This is a genomic window from Ruminococcus bromii (assembly GCF_928721825.1).
Lineage (GTDB): Bacteria > Bacillota > Clostridia > Oscillospirales > Acutalibacteraceae > Ruminococcoides > Ruminococcoides bromii.
The window spans coordinates 921,751-942,385 of sequence record NZ_CAKMVP010000003.1 but is presented as its reverse complement, the minus strand read 5'-3'; the positions used below and the strand labels follow the sequence as shown (position 1 = coordinate 942,385).

The 20,635-nt window shown below is 36.9% G+C and carries 18 protein-coding genes and 1 tRNA gene; 5 read left to right on the top strand and 14 right to left on the bottom strand.

The annotated features are described in order from the left end of the window. Positions 1-111 precede the first annotated feature (111 nt). Positions 112-1,752, top strand: coding sequence for a fibronectin type III domain-containing protein (locus QDI94_RS04755; RefSeq protein WP_278867617.1), 1,641 nt, complete (start codon positions 112-114; stop codon positions 1,750-1,752). 599 nt (positions 1,753-2,351) lie between these two features. Here QDI94_RS04755 and QDI94_RS04750 read toward each other — a convergent pair. The 9 genes from QDI94_RS04750 to QDI94_RS04710 form a co-directional block, all read right to left on the bottom strand. Next, on the bottom strand, positions 2,352-3,557 hold the full coding sequence (locus QDI94_RS04750) for a tyrosine-type recombinase/integrase (RefSeq protein ID WP_278867614.1): 1,206 nt from the start codon (positions 3,555-3,557) through the stop codon (positions 2,352-2,354). Between the two features lie 86 nt (positions 3,558-3,643). Continuing rightward, positions 3,644-3,820: a MerR family transcriptional regulator gene (locus QDI94_RS04745; protein WP_015523386.1), complete on the bottom strand. Its 177-nt coding sequence runs from the start codon at positions 3,818-3,820 to the stop codon at positions 3,644-3,646. Further along, positions 3,817-4,245, bottom strand: coding sequence for a hypothetical protein (locus tag QDI94_RS04740; protein ID WP_278867611.1), 429 nt, complete (start codon positions 4,243-4,245; stop codon positions 3,817-3,819). The genes QDI94_RS04745 and QDI94_RS04740 overlap by 4 nt, the downstream gene beginning before the upstream one ends. After that, positions 4,242-4,721 carry a hypothetical protein gene (locus QDI94_RS04735; protein WP_278867608.1) on the bottom strand — a complete coding sequence of 160 codons (480 nt, stop codon included), beginning with the start codon at positions 4,719-4,721 and terminating at the stop codon, positions 4,242-4,244. The genes QDI94_RS04740 and QDI94_RS04735 overlap by 4 nt, the downstream gene beginning before the upstream one ends. Before the next feature lie 151 nt (positions 4,722-4,872). Next, positions 4,873-6,168, bottom strand: a complete 1,296-nt coding sequence (locus tag QDI94_RS04730; RefSeq protein WP_278867605.1) for a replication initiation factor domain-containing protein — start codon at positions 6,166-6,168, stop codon at positions 4,873-4,875. Between the two features lie 131 nt (positions 6,169-6,299). Beyond that, positions 6,300-6,641 carry a hypothetical protein gene (locus tag QDI94_RS04725; RefSeq protein WP_147639990.1) on the bottom strand — a complete coding sequence of 114 codons (342 nt, stop codon included), beginning with the start codon at positions 6,639-6,641 and terminating at the stop codon, positions 6,300-6,302. A gap of 106 nt (positions 6,642-6,747) precedes the next feature. Beyond that, positions 6,748-7,566, bottom strand: coding sequence for a helix-turn-helix domain-containing protein (locus QDI94_RS04720; protein WP_278867600.1), 819 nt, complete (start codon positions 7,564-7,566; stop codon positions 6,748-6,750). 350 nt (positions 7,567-7,916) lie between these two features. Further along, positions 7,917-8,639 (bottom strand): type IV secretory system conjugative DNA transfer family protein, encoded by a 723-nt coding sequence (locus QDI94_RS04715; RefSeq protein WP_169923300.1) that lies wholly within the window; start codon positions 8,637-8,639, stop codon positions 7,917-7,919. Continuing rightward, entirely contained in the window at positions 8,629-9,384 is a 756-nt protein-coding gene (locus QDI94_RS04710; protein ID WP_278418488.1) for a hypothetical protein, read from the bottom strand. Before QDI94_RS04710 ends, QDI94_RS04715 begins: the two co-directional genes overlap by 11 nt. Positions 9,385-9,913: 529 nt before the next feature. Between QDI94_RS04710 and QDI94_RS04705 the strand changes: the two genes are divergently transcribed. The 4 genes from QDI94_RS04705 (at position 9,914) to QDI94_RS04690 (ending at position 14,649) form a co-directional block, all read left to right on the top strand. Further along, complete coding sequence (locus QDI94_RS04705) at positions 9,914-10,402, top strand: DnaJ domain-containing protein (protein ID WP_278867596.1); 489 nt, start codon at positions 9,914-9,916, stop codon at positions 10,400-10,402. Between the two features lie 447 nt (positions 10,403-10,849). Beyond that, positions 10,850-11,527 (top strand): hypothetical protein, encoded by a 678-nt coding sequence (locus tag QDI94_RS04700; protein ID WP_278867593.1) that lies wholly within the window; start codon positions 10,850-10,852, stop codon positions 11,525-11,527. A 15-nt stretch (positions 11,528-11,542) separates the two neighbouring features. Next, positions 11,543-12,877, top strand: coding sequence for a hypothetical protein (locus QDI94_RS04695; protein ID WP_278867589.1), 1,335 nt, complete (start codon positions 11,543-11,545; stop codon positions 12,875-12,877). Positions 12,878-13,011: 134 nt separating this feature from the next. After that, positions 13,012-14,649, top strand: a complete 1,638-nt coding sequence (locus tag QDI94_RS04690; protein WP_278867587.1) for a sigma-70 family RNA polymerase sigma factor — start codon at positions 13,012-13,014, stop codon at positions 14,647-14,649. Between the two features lie 812 nt (positions 14,650-15,461). On the opposite strand, the gene QDI94_RS04685 is transcribed toward QDI94_RS04690, so the two are convergent. The 5 genes from QDI94_RS04685 to QDI94_RS04665 all read right to left on the bottom strand — a co-directional run bounded on the left by QDI94_RS04685 (position 15,462) and on the right by QDI94_RS04665 (position 20,388). Next, a tRNA-Leu gene (locus QDI94_RS04685) sits at positions 15,462-15,548 on the bottom strand. Positions 15,549-15,764: 216 nt separating this feature from the next. Further along, positions 15,765-17,642: a LicD family protein gene (locus tag QDI94_RS04680; RefSeq protein WP_278867584.1), complete on the bottom strand. Its 1,878-nt coding sequence runs from the start codon at positions 17,640-17,642 to the stop codon at positions 15,765-15,767. Then, on the bottom strand, positions 17,642-18,736 hold the full coding sequence (locus QDI94_RS04675) for an NAD-dependent epimerase/dehydratase family protein (protein WP_278867580.1): 1,095 nt from the start codon (positions 18,734-18,736) through the stop codon (positions 17,642-17,644). The genes QDI94_RS04680 and QDI94_RS04675 overlap by 1 nt, the downstream gene beginning before the upstream one ends. Before the next feature lie 71 nt (positions 18,737-18,807). Next, entirely contained in the window at positions 18,808-19,554 is a 747-nt protein-coding gene (locus QDI94_RS04670) for an ABC transporter ATP-binding protein (RefSeq protein ID WP_101029205.1), read from the bottom strand. 12 nt (positions 19,555-19,566) lie between these two features. Beyond that, positions 19,567-20,388 carry an ABC transporter permease gene (locus tag QDI94_RS04665; RefSeq protein WP_278418497.1) on the bottom strand — a complete coding sequence of 274 codons (822 nt, stop codon included), beginning with the start codon at positions 20,386-20,388 and terminating at the stop codon, positions 19,567-19,569. Positions 20,389-20,635: the final 247 nt, after the last annotated feature.

Sequence of the window (20,635 nt, the reverse complement as noted above, 5' to 3'; positions counted from 1 at the left end):
ATCACAAATGAGAAAAATTACCTACATATTGTTGACTAATCATAATTAAAGATATAAAATTTAGTTACAGATGCAAGTATCATCAAAACATACTTTTTAGGAGGCATAATAATGAAAGCAAAAAGAATAATGCCGTTATTGCTTTCTGCAATAATGATGGTAGGCACGGCAACAGCAGTTCCGTTTACGGCAAGCGCTGTTGAAACGAATGCCCCTGTTGTTTCGGCACAGTCAGCAAAGACAAGTCTTGCAACCCCGAAAATCTCAAAGGCTGAAAGTATAAACGGCGGTGTAAAAATAAGCTGGGGCAAGGTAAAAGGTGCGGTAAAATACAGAGTTTACTACAAGGGCAGTAAGGGCTGGACAAGGCTTGCAGATACAACCTCAACTGCATACACAGACAAAGCCGTTTCATCGGGCAAGAATTATACATATACCGTAAGATGCATTAGTGCAGATGCAAAGAGATTCACAAGCGGATACGATTCAAAGGGCAAAACTGTAAAATATATTTCAGCTCCGAAGATTACCAAAGCCGAGAGCGTAAACGGCGGTGTAAAAATAAGCTGGGGCAAGGTGAACGGTGCTGAAAAGTACAGAATTTACTACAAGGGCAGTAAGGGCTGGACAAGGCTTGCCGACACAACCTCAACTGCATACACAGACAGTAAGGTTTCATCAGGCAAGACATACACCTACACCGTGAGATGTATCAACTCATCTGCAACTAAGTTCACAAGCGGATACGATTCAAAGGGCAAATCCGTAAAATATATTTCAGCTCCTAAGATTACCAAAGCCGAGAGCGTAAACGGCGGTGTAAAAATCAGTTGGAACAAATCAAACGGTGCGGTAAAATACAGAGTTTACTACAAGGGCAGTAAGGGCTGGACAAGGCTTGCAGATACAACCTCAACTGCATACACAGACAAAGCCGTTTCATCGGGCAAGAATTATACATATACCGTAAGATGCATTAGTGCAGATGCAAAGAGATTCACAAGCGGTTATAATGGCAAAGGCAAGTCAATTAAATATGTAGCCGCTCCTAAAATTTCAAAAACTGAGGCAACCTATAACAGCGTAAAAATCAGCTGGGGCAAGGTGAACGGTGCTGAAAAATACCGTGTGTATGTAAAGAACGGCAAAAGCTGGAAAAAGCTTGCAGACACAACCTCAACCACATTCAATGATAAGAATGTAAGTGCCAAAAAAACATATACCTACACAGTAAGATGTATCAATTCATCAGCTAACAAGTTCACAAGTGGATATGATTCAAAGGGTGTTACCGTAACAGTCCCTGTAAATCCAACTCAAGATATTAAGATTGGTGACAATTACGAAAATCGGGGAGTGGTAACCGGAATTAGGTACTATAAAAAACATGACGAGGTAACAATCCACCACTACAGTGAGTGGGTTTCAACTACCCGAGAAGAGCCGGTATTTAGTTCTGGCTACATAGATGTATGTAATAATTGTGGGCAAGAATTAGCAGATTCTCACCAATTAGAAGAGCATATGCTTTGGGAAGTAAGAGAAAATGATGGCTGGGGTTCTTATCACGCAGTAGAAGTTACAAAACAGGTTGGTACTAAAATAGTAGAAGGTGGTCATTGGACAGAAGAGTGGGAAGAAACGATTTCACATGCTTATTATGAAAAAGTATCAGCTAACGATGACTGGGATCTAAAACAAATTGATTGGAAAGGTAAATCAATGAGCGGTACAGATAATATACATAGATAAATATTACATCTGAGGATGTACACATCACTCATTGTGACAAACATGTTGACGAAGGTGTACCGAGCGGTTACTACAGTGATGTTATATCATTCAAAGTCGGTGAACGCGTACAGCGTGAAGGTTGGTATGTCGATTAAAAACCCGTAACAAACATGGCTGACAAAAGCCGTGACATAAATTCAAAAAGACCTCGTGAAAATATCCACGGGGTCTTTTCATTATGCGAAAGGAGAATAACCAAATGCTTGACTTTTTCACAGACCTCTATTACTACAAAAAAGCCTATCTCATAGGCGAAGACTGCCTCGGTTATGCAGTACAACCCTAAATATTTATGCTCACGCTTTTAAAGAGGCGGAGGCAAAGGCTCTGGGAGCAGTTGCAGATGTACTTGACAGCAATAGCTTTAACAAGACTAAACAGGCTTAAATATACTCAATAGCGCACAAAATCGAAATATAAGAAAAAACAAACCTCGAAAAAGCGCATAAACAAGCGATTTTTCGAGGTTTTCTGGTGGTGCAGGTAACCCTGACAAGTGGCTTATTTATCGGCTTTTTATGGTGTGACAGTAAAGTTGACAGTGCATTTTCGGACAGTCATACTATTGCAATGTTATTGCTCTTCATATAGCTGTCAGCTACAGCAAGATTTTCCATACTGTATTTTTGGAAAACATCACAGTATGTATCAAGCGTAATTCTTATATCAGTATGACCGAGAAGATTTTGCAGTACCTTTGCAGGCATACCTGATTCAATACATCTTGTTGCATATGTGTGACGAAGTGAATGTAAATCAACCTTTCCGTAAACACTCTTATCAAGTATATCATACTTTTTCAGCGTGTTTGCGTATTGATAATTTACCTGATTAGTTGTGACAAGTTTATCCACACTTGAAGCAAATATAAGACCGTCTTTTTTATCTCCGATACACTGTTTTAAAAAATCAGCCATATCATCATTAAAATAGATTGTACGCATACCTGCTTTAGTCTTTGTTGAGCCGCTTATATATGTTTTGCCGTTAAGACCTCTGCTGACAGTCTTACAAACATTTATTGTACGGTCATTAAAGTTAATATCTTTGACTTCTAAGGCGTTAATTTCGCCCATACGCATGCCTGTAAACATTGACAAAAGCATTTGTTCCGAATAGCGTATATCCTCGCTTTTGAGAACATCTATCAGCTTTTTCTGTTCATCAACAGTCAATGCTCTTACTTTTACAAGCTCCTGCTTTGACTTTGGCTTTCTGATGTTCAGCATAATGTTTTCTGTAACAATTTTCTTCCTTACAGCTTCATTGAAAACTGACTTTAAAAGCTGATATGCTTTATCCAAGTATGACTGCGAATAAGAGATTTTAGAAATGAAAAAATGCTTTATTACATCTTCCGTAATCTCACGCATTGCTAAATCATAAATAGGACTCATTGACTTTAATGTTTCATTCTTGCGGTCATATGAAGTTTGCTTAATCTCATTAAGAGAGAATTGTTCTTCAATCATCTTTTCGGCAAGCTCATAGACAGTTGTGTTATCGGGTTCGTCAAAAAATCCTGCTTTTGCCTGAATACGATATTCAAGCAACTTATTCTTAACAATGCGTTCGGTTTTACCGTAAGCCGTCTTGCGTTTTTTCTCACCGTTAATTTCAAGCGTTATCTGACCTGCAAAGCATTTTCTGCTTTTAACATAGTATACAGAACCGTCACCGTAATCAAGTTTCTTACATTTTGACTTTGGTTTTGTGCTTTTTGTGTTAATAAAAATCGTTCCTTTCCCAACCGTAAAGCACAAAAGATTTTTACTATATCAGTATTGTATAGCCTTAAATCTTTTGTGTCAATACGGTTGCTTAAATATTATGTGAATGCTTTAAATACTCATACCCTTCTTTTCTGCGACCAGTTAAGAAAAGCATTTAGCTCAACTTTAAGATTTTTACCTACCCGTATTAAAGGGAAATCTGCTCTCAACATAATATTGCGTGCAGTAGGCAAGGAACAACCAAGTGCTTCGGCAACCTCTTTAGTACCGATGAATTTAATCTCTACACTCATATTAAGTCCTCCTTTTCATCAGGAAGGCTTTCTACAAGCTCAAGAAACTCCTTACAAGAAGTGCGTCTGCCGTCCTTATCTCTGGTGGGGTGGTAATTTTCACCGTGAAGAGGAATACCAAGTCCACCTAAGTAATAACGAAGGTCTTCAAAGCTGTACCCATTATTTGATGAACCAATTCGTTGATTTGTATTCTTATCTACAATCCAATATCTTTGACAAGGTCTGTATCTCAAAGCCTTGTAGCCTAAGTAAACTGGTTGTAAGTCATATCCTGCTACACTAAACACTTCTTTGATACGCCAACTGGAATAATAATCATATGTCGTCATAAAGGTTAAATCGCTGAGCTCGCTACCGCCTGTATATTCGAGAATTTCATCTGAATCATCTTCATCACACATATTCTTTTTCTCATCATTCATATGCTACCACCTTCCGTTTCTTCTGCGTGAAAATAGGGTATATCTTCAAACAAAGCGAACTGAATGATGTAATCACATATGCGAGGTGAATTGTAAAAGTAACCGTCAATACAATGCTCACTAAGACCGTATGAGGTTGCCGCACTGTATATACAGCTATATGACTGGAGAAAATTCGAAAGAGTCATAACTCCGACTCTATCAAAAATTTTGTCATGAAATATCAGAGAACCGCCTCTTGACACTTGTTCACTATAATAAGTCCCAAGCAGTTTGTCCTCTAAAATATCAACTCTGTCGCACCAATTTTTAATACCTGTTGTGATTCCGATATTAAGAATTGTGTCAATGTCCTCTTTTGGCAAATGAACCGTATGCTTTTGTATTTGACCGTTAAAGTCCTCAAAAGCTACTAAAAGGTCATTTGTTAGCTTCCAATACTTTACTACTTCATTAAGCATATAATTATCACTCATAATCATTCTCCTTATAGAAAATTATAATATAAAAATATGAAGTAAGATAATCATATTTCTATGGTAACCAGTTTTTAGGTTTTTCGGTTTTTATTTGTGTGTTTATAAGAAATTAAGTTTCTCGGTATTTATGTATTTCGGGTTCAATATCTCACTCCATATCCTTTGAATAAAAAGTGCGTTCAAATTCTTCATCAGATACTACCTGATTATCTGTGTTACTGCTTGTATTTATTGCCGTTAGTGTAAACGGATTGTCACTTTCAGAAATTTTCTTTATAATCTCTGCAACATCAATCTTTGTAAGGTCAACACTGACAAAGCAATCTGATAAACTTTGCTGTGATAAACTAAGAAAATTCTTTCTAAGCCAAGCCCTTATCTGAGGGTTAATTTCAAGTTTTTTCTTATGGTATTTCTTGTATATTTCATACAGAATACTCCAAAATTCAGCAACAGCTTTTTCACCCCATATAACGCTGATTTTGTATATCAAAGGGAACAAACCGCTACCGTAAATAATATGCTGAATGCTTTTATTCAAACTATTGTTAGCAGGACTTTCACAACGCAAAGCGTGAAAATTACTGCATTCAATTATTTTAAGCAGGTCGTTTGTAAAATCAGTAAAACAGCTGTTAAGAGGGTCATAAAAACGGTATCTGTCACATATTTTGCTTGCAATGAACTGCGATACAGAAACATCATCTGTTATATGTTCCAATTGCTCGGTTATTTGATGAGCATAGTTTCCTCTGTATGAAGCCTCAAATCTAACCCAACTGTCGCACTGCAATGCTTCATCAAGGCGAAAACCGTTGTTGCTAATTTGCTCCGATTTTTTATCATAAACCCGAAGTAGTGACTGTGCGTTTTCAGCCCTTGAACCGATATAGATTGACTCAGTCACCAAATTTTTTTCAACAGAAGAAATCTTTCTTTTACTGTGTCTGTAGTTACAGTCAAGCACCTGTAGACTTTCGTCCTTTAACCTGCTGTATATGCTATGCGGTGATAAATCATAATTTTTGTAGTCAGCAGTTAAATCTATACGGCTCAGTCTGTATCTGTATAACGGACTTTCAATGTTGCTTAAAAACTTTCCGATATTTATATTCTCACCGTAGAAATCAAAATACCGCTTTTGATATACTGCCCAAGAGTGAGCAGAGAAACGAACTAATATTCCCATATGCACAAAAGTTTCGTGTAACGCTATAGTGAAATAATATGGAGCGTTCTCAATAGTAAATGCTTGTGAATATGCCTGCGGCTTTTTATCACGCATTTCTACAACTTTACCGAGCAACAATTCTATGTCCGCCTTATAGATAAATTCCTGTATCATTGAATAAGCTGTACTTTGCCAATCGTTACAAACATCATCAATCGGATAAAAGAAAACTAAAGAAAATTCATCTACACCGACTTTCAATTCTTTATCCATTCATATAATCACTCCTATAATATCGAACGCATATTCGATAAAATTATATTATCCCCTTCATTAAAGTGAGGGGATTGACTTGCCGTCAGGCGGTTCGCACCTTGACGGTGCTACCGCCCACGGCAAAGCAATTACTTTTGCGGTTTAAGACTCTCATTAACTAAATGAATAGCACTTGCCTTTGCCGCAATCTGATGTCCTGCACTTGTCCAATACAGCGATAATTCAAGATTATCAAAGCGTACATAAATACGGCTGTTGCCGTCAATAGGATTGTCAATCTGTTTATCACCGTCAATACGAACGCTAAGCCTATCAAACTTATTTTCCTCAAGAATAACGATATACTTATATCCTGTAACCGTGCTTGTTCGGCGTCCATCCACATAGGCATATGACGGTATAACATCTATCAACAATAACTTACTGCCAACAGAACCCAGTACATCAATTTTTGCATTTTTAATATCCATAGCTATCTCCTTTCTGTTTATTTTGAACTTCATTTGAAGTTCTTGATTATATAAAAACACATGGAGTTGCGAATTTTGGGATACTTTGGATAGGAAATACCCCTTTTTAAGAATTTTTAAAAAATTTTTCTGCTTCTTCAAGCCACAACTTCAAGATTTGCGTTTGCTTTGCATAGTCATAATTACGAAGTAATTCCATAAGTTCACTGGGAAAGCCCTCTAAGAGATATGTACCATACAATAAGTAATCTAATGAACATTTTGTAGTGAGCGAAAATCTAATCAGATACTCAAGAGCAGTATTTCTTATGTCTGTGTACTTTTTGCTCTGAACATCACTTTTCTTTGAATGATACTTGTCCATTGTGTTTTTAGATACACCTAACAATTCGCTGAACTGTTTTTGTGTCAATTTCCTTTGTTGATGATTACAAAAATACTTGCGTACCTCATCTAATCGAGCTCTATAATCAAGAAAAAAATCTTCATCTTCATCATCAAAATCTTCGATATATTTTGAATTACCCTCTAATAAATTAAAGCAATTAAAGCAAAAATCGTTAATCTTGCTTTTACCTGAATGTTTACAAATTTTCCTTAATTCTTCAATTTCGGGTAAATTATGACCGAAAACCAAATAATCTAAAGAAACATTAAAACGCAGATGAATGAGAAATAAAAAATCAGTGGACGGAAAAACGATTCCGTGTTCAACCTTACTGACATAATCCTTTTTATAGCTAAATTCAATGTCAGTAAGCGAATAGTCACCGTAATTATCATAATCATCATCAATTTTCGGGTTTAAAAACTCAAGAAACTCATTTACAGTCTTAGGCTGACCGTTAAAGCCTTCTTTTCTAAGCCCCTTTCTCAACTGCTGTATTCTTTCTCCAATAGCCTTCTTGTATGCATTTCTTTGCATAATTATTGACAACTTTCTTGTGCCATAAATTTACACAGAGTGCAGGACACACTCTATAAGTGCTTATGTTAGAAACGCAGGGAAGAATTGATACTCAACCAAGGTTTAGATGTATCAACCACGACAAAAAAGGTATGGTTTTAGATTTTGAAAGTGTTAGGGTACAAAGAAATGTGTTATAGGGTATAGTGCAATTTTGGCTAATAGTAAAAAACGCTATTTTATCGACCATAAAAAATTGCCATAAACCACAAGAAACGACAATTTATTTTAAAGCATAAAAAATAGCCCAATCAGAGTAATGATTGAGCTATTCTTGTGCATAAATATTCAATTTGCTGTATAAATAATTATCGGGATAAAGCTGTTTTTATAACGGCTTTTGTATCGTTTATGTTTCGTAACATAGGCACAACTATTTCTCTCAAAGGCTTTCCGTCAGTTTGCAGATATCCTTTGCCCCTTGATTTTGGTTCTATCATCTCCTTATTATCATTAAATACCATTGCTATACTCTCTTTGCTGAGCGTACCAAGACCTACCACATTGCCAAAGTTATCTCGTCCTGTAATATATGTTGAATCGGCTCTTTGTAGTGACATAATGATAAAAATATTTGCACCTCGACCTAACATAAGAATGTTGGCAAGTTTTTGCTTGTAGTTATCCTGCTCTTTCTTTACGGCTAAAGAACTGAGGAAACCCGACCACTCATCAATACATAAATAAATCGGTTCATATTCTGAATTTACACTTGCATTTGCCATTCTGTTTTGTAATTCATCAAAAACACAGTCAACAGCTTCACCGACAGAATTATGCTTATAGTAATTCCGACAGTCATTAAACTCAATAAAGTCAATGCCTTTAAAGTCTGCCAAAATCAATTTGACAGACTTCTTTGCTATTTGACCTAATATGTATGTTAGAAGATAAGTTTTACCGCTTCCGCTTGGTGCTACTATCAGCATATGAGGTACAGAGGAAAAGTCCACCGTAACAGGCACTTTTACACCCTGTGAAAGAATAGATAAATCTACACCGACAGTTAATTTACTGCTATCAAACCTCATCGTCATACACCTTATCTGTTGTTATATTCAGCTGTTCATCTCTCTTTTTGGATTTGATATAATGCCTTACATCATCTTCACAGCTAATATACATCACGGCAAATTTTAGTAAATGCTGTTCCTCGTTATATACAACCTTTTCAATATATACGCTCGGTATCATACCGTAGGATTTGCTGTTGTAGTATGAGGGTAAATTAACCATGCCGTAATTAAGCAATTGAGCTTCAATATACGATTGGATAATTTGCTTTAATGTATCTTCATCAAAGTCATATGATTTTTTTGGCATAATAATCTGAAAGGTGTAAAAAATACAGTTGTCAACACATAGTGGATTGTACCCCTCTTTTAAGAGAGAACTGCAATCTTTACCAAGCGGAAGTTTTAAAAACTCGTTGTTGCTCTGTAATACATCATACAAAAAGTAAAGTAAGCTCGGATAAACGCTGTTTACAACTTTCATTCTTGCTTTGTTTGAAGCAAAATTAGCTGTTAAGCGAAGAGCGGATTTGATAGATTTTCTGTCGCTCAATTCCAATACCAACAAGAAAACCACAACCAAAACAGTCATTGCAATTAGGCAGATAAACCCTGTCAGCAAATAACTTACTGCTCCTGACAAAGAAAACGGTATTCCGAGTTTGTTGCACTCTGAAAGATATTCAGAGCCGAAAGCCATAATTACGAAAAAAGCTACTGCAAAATAGGTGAGCAGTACCACCCTAAAAGATTTTTTATTCATAAAAAATCCTCCTTCATATTTTTTGAACCTCTAAAGCAATCTTTGAAGTTCTTGATTATATAAAAACACATGGAGTTGCGAATTTTGGGATATTTGTAACTAATCATAACGAAACCGCAGGAAATTTTATATTTTCTGCGGTTTGTTTATTTTATAAGGTTCGCTATGGTTAAAGCCATAGCGTTATTTTTTTGTCCGATTTTTGCCGATATTCACGCTCACAAGCCTTAACTGTTTTCTATATTCAAATCGTCACCGTAGGCTTTAATTTCACATTTTGCTCCGCTTATTTTATAAGTAAAGAATTGCCCTACGGCGTATCGTAAACTTGCTTCTTGACTTATGAAATTTCACTACGCTTTTAATGCTCAAAAAGCCCAGACGATGACGATTTAAACGAATATAAAAAAATCAGAAAGGAGTGAAAAATACAGCGTGAATATCTAAATCGGACTTATTAAAAGCCCACCAATTCAGAATTACCGAATATAAATTTTAATTGAAATCAACTTTCAAAGGAGAAACCATTATGAAATACTTTACAAAATGCAAAACAGCCGAAGACCTCAAAAAGGAATACAGAAGATTAGCTAAACAGCTTCACCCCGATTTAGGCGGTGATACAGAAGAATTTAAGGTAATGCAAAACGAATATGAGATTATGTGGGAACGCCTGAAAAATATACATACAAATTCAGAGGGCGAAACCTACACCAAAGAAACAACGGAAACACCGCAGGAATTTATAAATATAATCAATGTGCTTACAAGCCTTTCGGACATTGAGGTTGAAATTTGCGGTACTTGGATTTGGGTATCAGGAAATACCAAAGCACACAAAGAAATGTTGAAAGAATTAAAATTCCGATACGCTCATAAAAAACAGGCTTGGTATTACCACACAGAACCGTACCGCAAGAGAAGCAAACGAGAATTAATGCTTGATGAAATCCGTGATATGTTTGGTTCTGAAAAGTATAATCAAAGCGAAAACAAAACTCCGACATTACACAGTTGACAAAAAAGGGGAACAGCTGAAAAGTTGTTCCCCCTAAAATTGAAATCACTTTCAAATTTTACAGTTTCATTCATATAATTTTTGAAAGTTATTTTACAAAAATATTGAATTTTCACATATTATATGCTAAAATAAAAGTGCCAAACAAAATTTAATTAAACTATGCTTGAATGTGTGTATTTTTATTTGGGTAAAAATACAGGCTCTGTTTTAGCATACTTTCTTAGTATAGTTTAAAATTTTGTTTGGCGACAAAAGGGCTATGTATTTTTCGGGTGCGTAGCTTGTCTATGTACCCTTTTTTTATGAAAAATAAAAAGTTTTAATAAAATTTAATTTTTTCTCACAAAAAATGAACCTTTTCGACATTTCAATTGTCTAATATATAGAGCTTACGACATAAGCCCTTTGTCGCCAAGAATATATGATGAGAGGAAATGGAATTTTATGAAAAAAATTATTTGTTTAGCACTGGTTGCAACCTTTATAACCTCTTTGGTTGGGTGTTCAAATTTAGCTCCCGAAAGTAGCAATAACAGCGAATCTGCAAAACCTAAAAGTATAAAGAAATTATATGAGCGTGAAGTTATTCAATTTGCCGAAGATAACGGTTATGAATTTGAAAGGTCTGATACTTCTGATATTGCTTCTGACAGCGGTGAAACTTTAGGTGCTTTAACAGGTGTCAGAATTTCAGGTGTAGTTTCAGGAAACAAAGAAAATGAAACAACCACAGGTGTATCGGCAAGTAATCAAAAGAGTGTTTATGGCAATAACATAATCAATGCAGGAAGCTCCTACGGCGGTAACTTTACGATTATGTACATAGCGTATTCTTCAAATGAATACGCAGAAGCAGGAGTAAGCTCTTTTATTTATGATTTGGAAGATAGTTATTATTTTCGTGAAAAAGAGCATTACACAGTGGCAGATGAATCAGGCGATAATTATTATAAGCACACATTTTATATGAATCCTGATGATGAACTGATAGATACGGACTATTTCCAATATTGTGAATTTTATTCAATCGACAATACTGTATTGATACTAATGGTTAATAATGCTTCCGTAAAAGATGAAGCACTTAAAAAGTTTAACAGCTTATTTCAATACAACAAATAATAGAGGGGCAATGGTATGAAAACCACAAAATCTTTAATTTTATTGATTGCAATGTTAGTGCCAATGACAAGTGTTGCTTTAAGTGGCTGTAATGGAAATAACGAAGTTTCAAAGGCTACCCCCGACCAAGCGACCGCACTAATTACAACACAGCAAGTAACTACACAGGCACAAACAGAACCAACGGTTGCAGAAACTACACAAGCACCAAAAACTGATTACAAGGAAGCATACAAAGCATATAAAACTATACTTCAACAAAATGCTTTTGAAATTAAAGCGTATGATTATCAGAACAAAACAGATGAATCAAAGCAAATTGTCTTTGCGGATATAATGGGTGATTTTACCCCTGAACTGATATTTGTTAAGTCTGTTGAAGATACATACAACGATTACACATATGTAACGCTAAATATATATACTTATTCTGACGGAGAGTGTAAAAAGATTTCTTTTAAAAATAAGGACGAATACCAGTTACAAACATCACTTCAACATACATATGACCCGTACATTTTATTTAAATCATCAGACGGAAAAGATTTATACTTGTTTACACAGAGAAGAATGACATCTAATGTGTGCAGATTTTTCAAATTTACAACTGATAATTGTGAAGAAAATGAAATTGATTTTAAAATGATTATGGAACAGACAAAAACTGAGATTCCTAATATCAGCAATTCGGGCAAGCTATTTGATAAAGAAGTCGGCTACAGTAAATGCGATAAATACAAATACAGCATACTTGATAATATGGGTTCTTTGCTGTTGTACAGCGATTATATGGACGCTGAATATGATAACTATTACAGCCCTGAAAAGTGCAAAGCTATGTCATACACGGAAGCAATGTCATTTTTAGATAAATATGATGATAAATCAGAAACAAAAGTAGATTACAGCCCAATAGCAGGATTTTACAGAGTGCGTAAAAACGGTATGGTAAGCAGTACAGTTGAAATAGCTGATGACGGTACTTTTGTAAGTGAAGTGAAAGGATTTTCAGCAAATAAATACTATGAATCTATTTGTCACGGTGTAATTACAAACCTTAAAAAGGTGAATGATAACAAATATACATTTAATTGCAGTGATACTGTCCTTGATGAATCTGAAACAAGGAATATAAGCGGTAAAACTTGGACAATAGAACATTGTGATAATGATTTTGACACAACAGATGAAATTACTCTTTATACAGAGGGAACAATTCCTGCTGATATGGATTCAGACGATTATAAAAATTATAAATATTGGGATGCACCTAATATTGAACAAGCGATAAAGAATAAAATCATCTTTTTACAAAACGGTTCAATCTACGATTTAAGCAGTAAAGATTGATTTTTTGAAAGAAAAAAATGAAAAAATTGAAAAAATAAAAATTTTTTAAAAAATTTCTCGAAAAAATGAACCTTTTGAGTATTTCAACTGTCTAATATATAGAAACGCAAAAAAATTATAAAGGAGGAAATATTATGAAAACAATCAAAGAGCTTGTATTGAGTGCTAAAAACGGCAATAAAAAAGCATTTGATAAGCTGTATAAACTTACAAGCAATGATGTATGGTTCACTTGCGTTTCTTTGCTCAAAGACGAAGAAAACGCAAAAGACATAATGCAGGAAACCTACATCACCGCATTCTTAAAACTTGATACACTCAAAGATGAAGAAAAATTTTGCGGTTGGCTCACGGCAATAGCAACAAACAAAAGCAAAAATAAATTGAAAGGAAAGGTGGAATATCAGATTGATGATGAAATTCTGATTGCGGAAACTGAAACAGATGAGTTAATGCTCCCCGAAGAGTACATAAACAAAGCCGAAAAAAGAAAGGTGCTTTTACAGATTATAGAAGACACACTTTCATTCAATCAGTATCAGGTTGTTTTGATGTTCTATTTCAACGAGCTGTCAATTGCCGAAATTGCTCAGGCACTTGAAATTTCAGAGGGAACAGTAAAATCTCGCCTAAATTCATCAAGGGCAAAGATGAAAACTGCAATTGAAGATTACGAAAACAAAAGCGGTGACAAGCTTCACGGCGTTGTTGTTGTACCTTTCTTTACAACTATTTTCAAGGAAGAAGCAAATAGCCTTGCAGTACCGAACATTACAATCAAGCTCCCGAACGGACAGACACTTGCAACCTCTGCAACAAAAGGCATTGCAACAGGTGCAAAGTCAACAGTTTCATCTATCGTAAAGGCAACAGCAACTGCGACAGTAAAAACAAAGGTAATTGCCGTTGTCTGCGGTGCTACAATACTTGCAGGCACATCAGCAGTCGGCATAAGCATTCTTGCAGGCTGTAACGCTGAGAAAGAACCGACAGAACCGTCAGTAATATCTTCAACCGTACAGACATCAACTGTTCCAACAACTGTACCTAAAACTACAGTACCAAAGGCAGTTAAAGATTTGGTAGACAAGGGTGAAATCAAGGTCGACAAAGACGGCAACATCACTGATAAGAATGGTAAGAAAGTTGAAGTAAAAGACGGCAAAGTAGAAGTAAAAACCGATGACGGTAAGACAGTTACAGTTAAGGTTGACGATGTAAAAACTACGGTATCTAACAAAAACAACAGCAACAAGGGTAACACCGAAAAGAAAGAAGATACTAAGAAAGACAACACTTCAAAGACAAATACATCTGATAACGACAAGAAGCCAGCTAAGCCAAGCAACTCTTCAAGTAATAATCAGAAGCCAGCTAAGCCAAACAACTCTTCGAGTAATAACCAGAAGCCAGCGTCTAAGCCGAGTGAGTCATCAAAGACTGAAACACCTACAGCGAAGCCAAAAAAGAAGGTATGGGTAGATGATTACAAAACAGTACACCACGAAGGTTATTGGAAGGTAGTAGGTACAGAAGAGGAGCCAGTATATGGTTGGGTAGGAGTATATGTATGCAATGACTGCGGTATGAAGTTAACAGATGCTAACCTGAATGAACATCTTCTTTGGGAAGCGGAAGAAAATGGTGGCAAAGGTTCATATCATGTGGCAGAGGACTATGTACAGACAGGCACAAAAACAGTAGAGAAGAAGGAATGGGTAAAACCTTATGATGAAAAGGTTAAAGACGGCGGTCACTACGAGTACAGATAATTAAATTTGACAGCAAGTATAAATCCTTAAAATAATTATTAGGAAGAGAGGGTTCATAAAGAACCCTCTTTTTCTATGCTAAAAAAATAAATATTATACTAAAGAAAGTATTCAATTTAATTATAATATATGGTATAATATAATAAAATAAAAGGAAAGGTTGTGGAGTATATGGAATATATTAATTGCTTGTTGTTATTATTCATCTATTTCGTAGTGATAGAATTTTCATATGCAATGGACTTAGTTTCATGGTACAAGAGAGGTAAACATAGTGTAGCTTTTTGTATATTGATGGTTGTGGGTGGAATAGTACTTGTATCGGTATTAATTTATATGGGGTACACTTTTAAATAGTATCTTTAGAAAGTAATTATATTTAAAATAGAAAAGAGGTATTAAGATGACAATATGTAGTTTTGTAGGTGATGAGGCATAATGTTAATTGAGAACAAAAATATAGAGGATTGTTATGGTATGGGAATGCTCTGTAATCAACAAAATAAAAAAAGAGGTTAAGCATTAGAAAAAATTGCTTAACCTCTTTGTTGTTTTAATAATAGAAAAATCTTTTGTGTTACGGTGTAATAAAATTTAAAAATATATTATCTTGTTTCCTTGAAAATCGGCAGGCAAACTAAAATGACAGTAAGTTTGACAGTAAGTTTGACTGCATTTTATCTTGTTTTAACTTAATTCAAAATTACTCAACTGAATTTTTAAAATCTCAAAAACCCAGTGTTTAAGCCACTTTTAAGGCATTTTAAGTAATTTTGGCAAAAAATAAAAGGCGGTTAAAAAACCACCTTTACTGGTGCAGGTAACAGGACTTGAACCTGCATGAAATTGCTTTCACATGGACCTGAACCATGCGCGTCTGCCAATTCCGCCATACCTGCTTATTTAATTTTGTTGTACAAATTAGTTGTGAGTTAATCACATATCTGCCAACCTGAGATATAGCCACAACGCTACCCCTGACCTACTGTTTAGAAGGCAGTTGGTCACTCTTAGCAGCCATTATTTGTGCAACACCCAAAATGTGCTATATTATTATAGCAGACCGACAGGTAAGTGTCAAGTGACATTTACTTTATCGGTCTGTTTTACGCTGATTATTTATCAGAATCGGGTTTGCGGATTTTGAAACCGTCATATTTTCCGATGTCGCAGAGGGTAATTTCGTGGCAACCCATTCTTGTTGAAAGCGGTGCAAGCTCCATATAGTCGCCGTAGAGGAAAGTAAGGTACTTGTCATATTCCTTTGGCACGGGGAACTTGTAACCCTCAAAGTCGGCATAAGCAACATCGTCAAGATATTCCTTTGGAAAAGCACCGTTATAAATATTTCTGCCCATTCCGTCATAGAGATATTTTGCATTCTTTTTGTTTTTAAAGAATTTTAAAGTGCGGACTTCAAGCCACATACTGAATCTGAGCGGAAATATTTTCTTGCAGAAATTTGTTACAATGCTCTGGATTCTACTGCCGTTTTCAGCCTTGCGATTATTCCATTTATTGAACACCAGCGCTCTTGTGAACAGGGTCATTGCCATATGAATTTTTCGTCCGATTGCAGAATTTGCTGTTTTGTCGTGACAGAAAATATCAAACGCAATTCCGTTGTGCATTGCGTGATGGTCTTTTGCAAAGTCGGTTGCAAAGAAAGTGTCGTCAAGTCTGACCTTGGCAAATTCATAGAAACAAGCCTTGTCCGTATGGTACGATTGAAAAGTCATATTGCTCGGAAGTTCCTTTGGCGCAATCTCGCAAAAGCGGTCAAAATCTTCACGCAACATCATAATATCGGCATCATCATCCCACGGAATGAATCCTTTGTGACGGATTGCACCGAGAAGTGTTCCGCCGCCGAGAAAATATTTTATGTTGTGCTTTCGACAAATTCTGTCAGTTTCAAGCAGAAATGCAAGCTGAATTTCGTGAATTGAATCAAGTCTGCGCTCGTGTGAGTGGGGGATACGCAGAACTTTTTCGGCCTTCATCTTGTCCATTATGCAGATTTTCAGCATGGTTTCAAGGTCAATGTCGGGAGTGCATCCGTTTATGGAAATCTTGTTTGAATTTATTGCACAGCCGTCAAGCTCCGTAAAATTGCCCGACTCAATTGTACAGCGACTGCCGTAAATATCGTTGAGAACAGCCGCAATCATAATCAGTGATGCATTGCAGTTTTTGCCGCCGACATTATAAACTGCGTTTTCTTCAAGATTTGTCATTGCGAAAACAATCGCCTTTAAAACATCGTTGATATAAACAAAGGTGCAGCGATCCCTTGTTGCAGGAACAACTGTGTCACGGCGGTTGGCTATATCGTCAAAAACAGGATCAAGCACGCTTGTAAAGTTGCTTGACGCTCCCAAAATTATGCCCGTTCTGAGCGTTGTAACGGTTGATTCGCTGTTCTTCAAAACCGAGTGCAAGGTGGTTTCTCTCGTTCTCATAAGCTGACCTGCAAGCGATGAGGGAGAGGTTGCGTCAAGTTCTGCGTACTCGTTTTCGGAATAAACTCTGTGCGGTTTGGCTTTGCCGTAAATTCTGCTGTCGTTCACAACGACAACCCTTGCGCCTGTGGCTTTTGCAATTTTGGCACAGGCATTTATCTCTGCAATGCCGTCAATCATAATCTGTGGGTTGTTGTCTGTATGTTCGCCGCAGATTCCTGTTGTAATTACATAGTCGGCACTTGAAATTTCTGATGCAGAATTATAATCAACAAAATCAAAATCATCTCTTAACAAGAGTTCGCTGTGGTATGATGCCATTGCGTTGCGTGATTTGCCGAGAAGGATAACTTTTATTCCGAGCCTTTTAGCATCGTTATTGTACAGAAAGGCATAACAAAGACACCTTGCAAGTTCACCGCCCGAGATGACAATTGTTTTGTTCCTGAGCTTTGCAAGAGTTTCTTTTTCAACTCCGGGCAATGCCGCCCTGTCGGCCTCAAATTCGTTTAAAAAATCTTTAATACGCATTACTTTATCCTTCGTAATTCTGCACGCAGTTCTGTTGCTCTTATACTGCGTTTTATTCCGTCTTTAAGCGTGGTTTTCGGACTAAAGCCGAGTGATTTTATTTTATCGTTGCACAAAACATACGGTGTGGGGGATGACGGAGAAAATTCAGGTTCTTCTTCGTCTTTTCTGTGAACGAACACTACGGAGAGATTTTTTTCGGGATTTGCCGATTTTACAAGCTGTGCAAATTCCCGCATTGTCACATTTGCGTTATCGTTTGAAATGTTGTATGCCTCACCGCTTTTTCCGTTAAGCAAAATATCAATCAATGCAGAAACCGTGTCCGTCACATAGCAGAAGCTGAACTTTCCGCCACCGTTATCCGTAAGCATAATGCTCTGATTTTTTGCCGCACTGACAATCAGCTTTGCCCATTTTCTTTCATCGCTCATTCTGACACCTCCGAGTGTGGGGCAGGGACGGGCGATTTTTACATTCATACCGAACTTTTCAGCATAGCAAACAGCAAGTGTTTCGGCTGAACGCATACTTTGTGCGTATGCACTGTCGGCATCGGTCGGATCAAGATAGCCGAGGTCGTTTTCGGAAATGTTATTTTTACCGCTGAAAACCTCCCCGTAAACCATATATGAAGATACGAGCAGAACCGATTCGGCATTTGACTCTTTTGCATATTCAAGCACATTTGCAAAGCCCGAAATGATTGTATCCGCAATCTCGGGATTACTGCAATCTTCCTCTGCAACCTCACACGGGCAGTTGCAGTATATTACAAAGTCGGCCCTTTCAATCTCCGGAAAGTTCTTTGACTCTCCGATTTCAACAACAAAATCTTTGCGGAGAGTAAGGCTGCCGAACTGCTTTTCGGCATCTTCACGGCTTTTTGCAAGGGTGATTACCCTTGTGTTGTTTTCGAAAAAATCATTGCCGTCAAGCAATGCGCATATAATGTAATATGCAATAAGTCCGTGACAGTCCGACACGAAAACAGTCTTGTTTTTTAACTGTTGAAAATTTATCCTGTTGTCTGCAATTCTTTTAATGTCCTCAAAAATTTCGGAGGACAGATTGCCTTTTACGGTACAGTCCATATGGGTTTACCTCTCAGATAAATCAGAAAAGCTCCGCAATTGTGGAGCTTTTGCTTTATTCCGAAACGGAATTATTTTTTCTTTTTTGATTCCTCATAAACTCTGAGGGTTTCATCTGTCGGTCCGTCAAACATAACAGTTCCTTTTTTCAGGAAGATTGAACGCGCGCAGATTTCTTTAACCGAAGCGGCATTGTGACTTACATAAAGTACGGTTACACCGCTTTCGATAATCTCTTTAATTTTACTTTTACACTTCTTTTTGAAGGTTGCGTCACCGACCGAGAGCGCCTCATCAACAACAAGAATATCGGGTTCAATGTTGACATTGATAGCAAAACCAAGACGCATTTTCATACCGCTTGAGTATGTTCTTACAGGCTGGTCAATGTAATCTCCAAGCTCTGCAAAGTCGATGATTTTCTCCTCAATCTGCTTAATGTAGCTGTCCTCAAGACCGAGAACATAACCCTTCAGATAAATGTTTTCTCTGCCTGTCATTTCCATGGAAAAGCCTGCAGTGAGCTCAAGCAATGCGGCAACCTTGCCATCAACGGTGATTTCGCCTTCGTCGGGAAATGCAACGCCCGTAATCATCTTGAGCAGAGTTGACTTGCCTGCACCGTTGTCGCCGACAATACCAACCGATTCGCCACGGTTGATTACCATTGAAACATTGTTAAGTGCCTTGTTTGTTTTTGCATTTCTCGGCTTAAAGAAAAGAGCCTTGAATCTTGCTTTGTCATCTTTGTAGAGAGTGTAGGTTTTGCTGACATTTTTAAAGGTAATAATCGGATCGGATACTTTTGTTTCAGCCATAATATTACCTCCTTAAAGTACATCAGGAAGTTTTTTCCTGAGTCTGTTGTAGTTGAAAATACCAAGGGCGAAAATTACAACAAATTCAATTGCAAACACAAGACATTCCGTTTTGTTTGCATAGAACGGTCTGTTGTAGAGGAAACAGTTGCGGTAGCCGTTTACGAAAAAGTTAATCGGATTGATAAGCATAAGCTTGTTGAGGAACGGCGAATCAAAGCCGTAGGAGTTGTACATAATACCCGATAACCAGAAAATACCTGACATAACGGAAACAATCAGGCTTTCAAAGTCCTTACTGAACGCAGACATCGGGGCTGTTGACCATGTGAGCGCAAGGAAGAAGATAAACATCAACGGACAGTACAGGAAGAATTGCAGATTGTACCAGCTCGGTCCGATTGTGAAAAGTACATATGCGTACATAAATGCCATAAGAATCAGGTGAACAAAAAGCCTTGAAACCTCAGTATAAGTAAGGATTGTTGAAACGGGGAACTTAACCTTTGTAATAAATTGACGGTTGATTCTCAGTTCCTTTGCACCCTGCGTTATGCTGTCCTGAATAAAGAACCACGGAATGATACCGATGAACATAAAAGTAAAGAAGTCAACAGAAAAAGGCTGTGCTCCGCCGATGTCAAGGTGAAGTGTTTTAAGCTGTTTGATACCGCAGGAAAAAGCGAACCAGTAAACAAAAATTGTAAACGCAGGCTTAACAACAGCCCAAAGAGGACCGATTACGGCGCCTTTGTAAGTTTTAATAAGTTCGTTTTTGGCAAGGAGCAAAATCTGCTTTCCGAAGCCACGATGTTCTTTTAAAATTGTAAACAATTATTATACCATCCTATCTCTTTTTTGATGCACAGGCGCCCGCCTGCAAGTGAATAAAATCGAAAAATGTATTATGCACTCTTTAACAGTATATATTATATTACTTTTTCCTAATTTGTCAATCAAAACAGGGCAATTGAAATCTATTTGTAAGATTGAGCGAATCCCCGTTAATTCTGTGTATTTTGAGTGTTAGCAGAGCGAATATGACAACCTGTCACGGAAACCCTTTAAAATAAGGAATAAT

Bases quoted from the DNA above. Each gene is read 5' to 3' on its own strand.
- QDI94_RS04755 (WP_278867617.1), top strand. From the start codon at position 112: ATGAAAGCAAAAAGAATAATGCCGTTATTGCTTTCTGCAATAATGATG.
- QDI94_RS04745 (WP_015523386.1), bottom strand. From the start codon at position 3,820: ATGAGTGTAGAGATTAAATTCATCGGTACTAAAGAGGTTGCCGAAGCA.
- QDI94_RS04740 (WP_278867611.1), bottom strand. From the start codon at position 4,245: ATGAATGATGAGAAAAAGAATATGTGTGATGAAGATGATTCAGATGAA.
- QDI94_RS04735 (WP_278867608.1), bottom strand. From the start codon at position 4,721: ATGAGTGATAATTATATGCTTAATGAAGTAGTAAAGTATTGGAAGCTA.
- QDI94_RS04730 (WP_278867605.1), bottom strand. From the start codon at position 6,168: ATGGATAAAGAATTGAAAGTCGGTGTAGATGAATTTTCTTTAGTTTTC.
- QDI94_RS04725 (WP_147639990.1), bottom strand. From the start codon at position 6,641: ATGGATATTAAAAATGCAAAAATTGATGTACTGGGTTCTGTTGGCAGT.
- QDI94_RS04720 (WP_278867600.1), bottom strand. From the start codon at position 7,566: ATGCAAAGAAATGCATACAAGAAGGCTATTGGAGAAAGAATACAGCAG.
- QDI94_RS04715 (WP_169923300.1), bottom strand. From the start codon at position 8,639: ATGAGGTTTGATAGCAGTAAATTAACTGTCGGTGTAGATTTATCTATT.
- QDI94_RS04710 (WP_278418488.1), bottom strand. From the start codon at position 9,384: ATGAATAAAAAATCTTTTAGGGTGGTACTGCTCACCTATTTTGCAGTA.
- QDI94_RS04705 (WP_278867596.1), top strand. From the start codon at position 9,914: ATGAAATACTTTACAAAATGCAAAACAGCCGAAGACCTCAAAAAGGAA.
- QDI94_RS04700 (WP_278867593.1), top strand. From the start codon at position 10,850: ATGAAAAAAATTATTTGTTTAGCACTGGTTGCAACCTTTATAACCTCT.
- QDI94_RS04695 (WP_278867589.1), top strand. From the start codon at position 11,543: ATGAAAACCACAAAATCTTTAATTTTATTGATTGCAATGTTAGTGCCA.
- QDI94_RS04690 (WP_278867587.1), top strand. From the start codon at position 13,012: ATGAAAACAATCAAAGAGCTTGTATTGAGTGCTAAAAACGGCAATAAA.
- QDI94_RS04680 (WP_278867584.1), bottom strand. From the start codon at position 17,642: ATGCGTATTAAAGATTTTTTAAACGAATTTGAGGCCGACAGGGCGGCA.
- QDI94_RS04675 (WP_278867580.1), bottom strand. From the start codon at position 18,736: ATGGACTGTACCGTAAAAGGCAATCTGTCCTCCGAAATTTTTGAGGAC.
- QDI94_RS04670 (WP_101029205.1), bottom strand. From the start codon at position 19,554: ATGGCTGAAACAAAAGTATCCGATCCGATTATTACCTTTAAAAATGTC.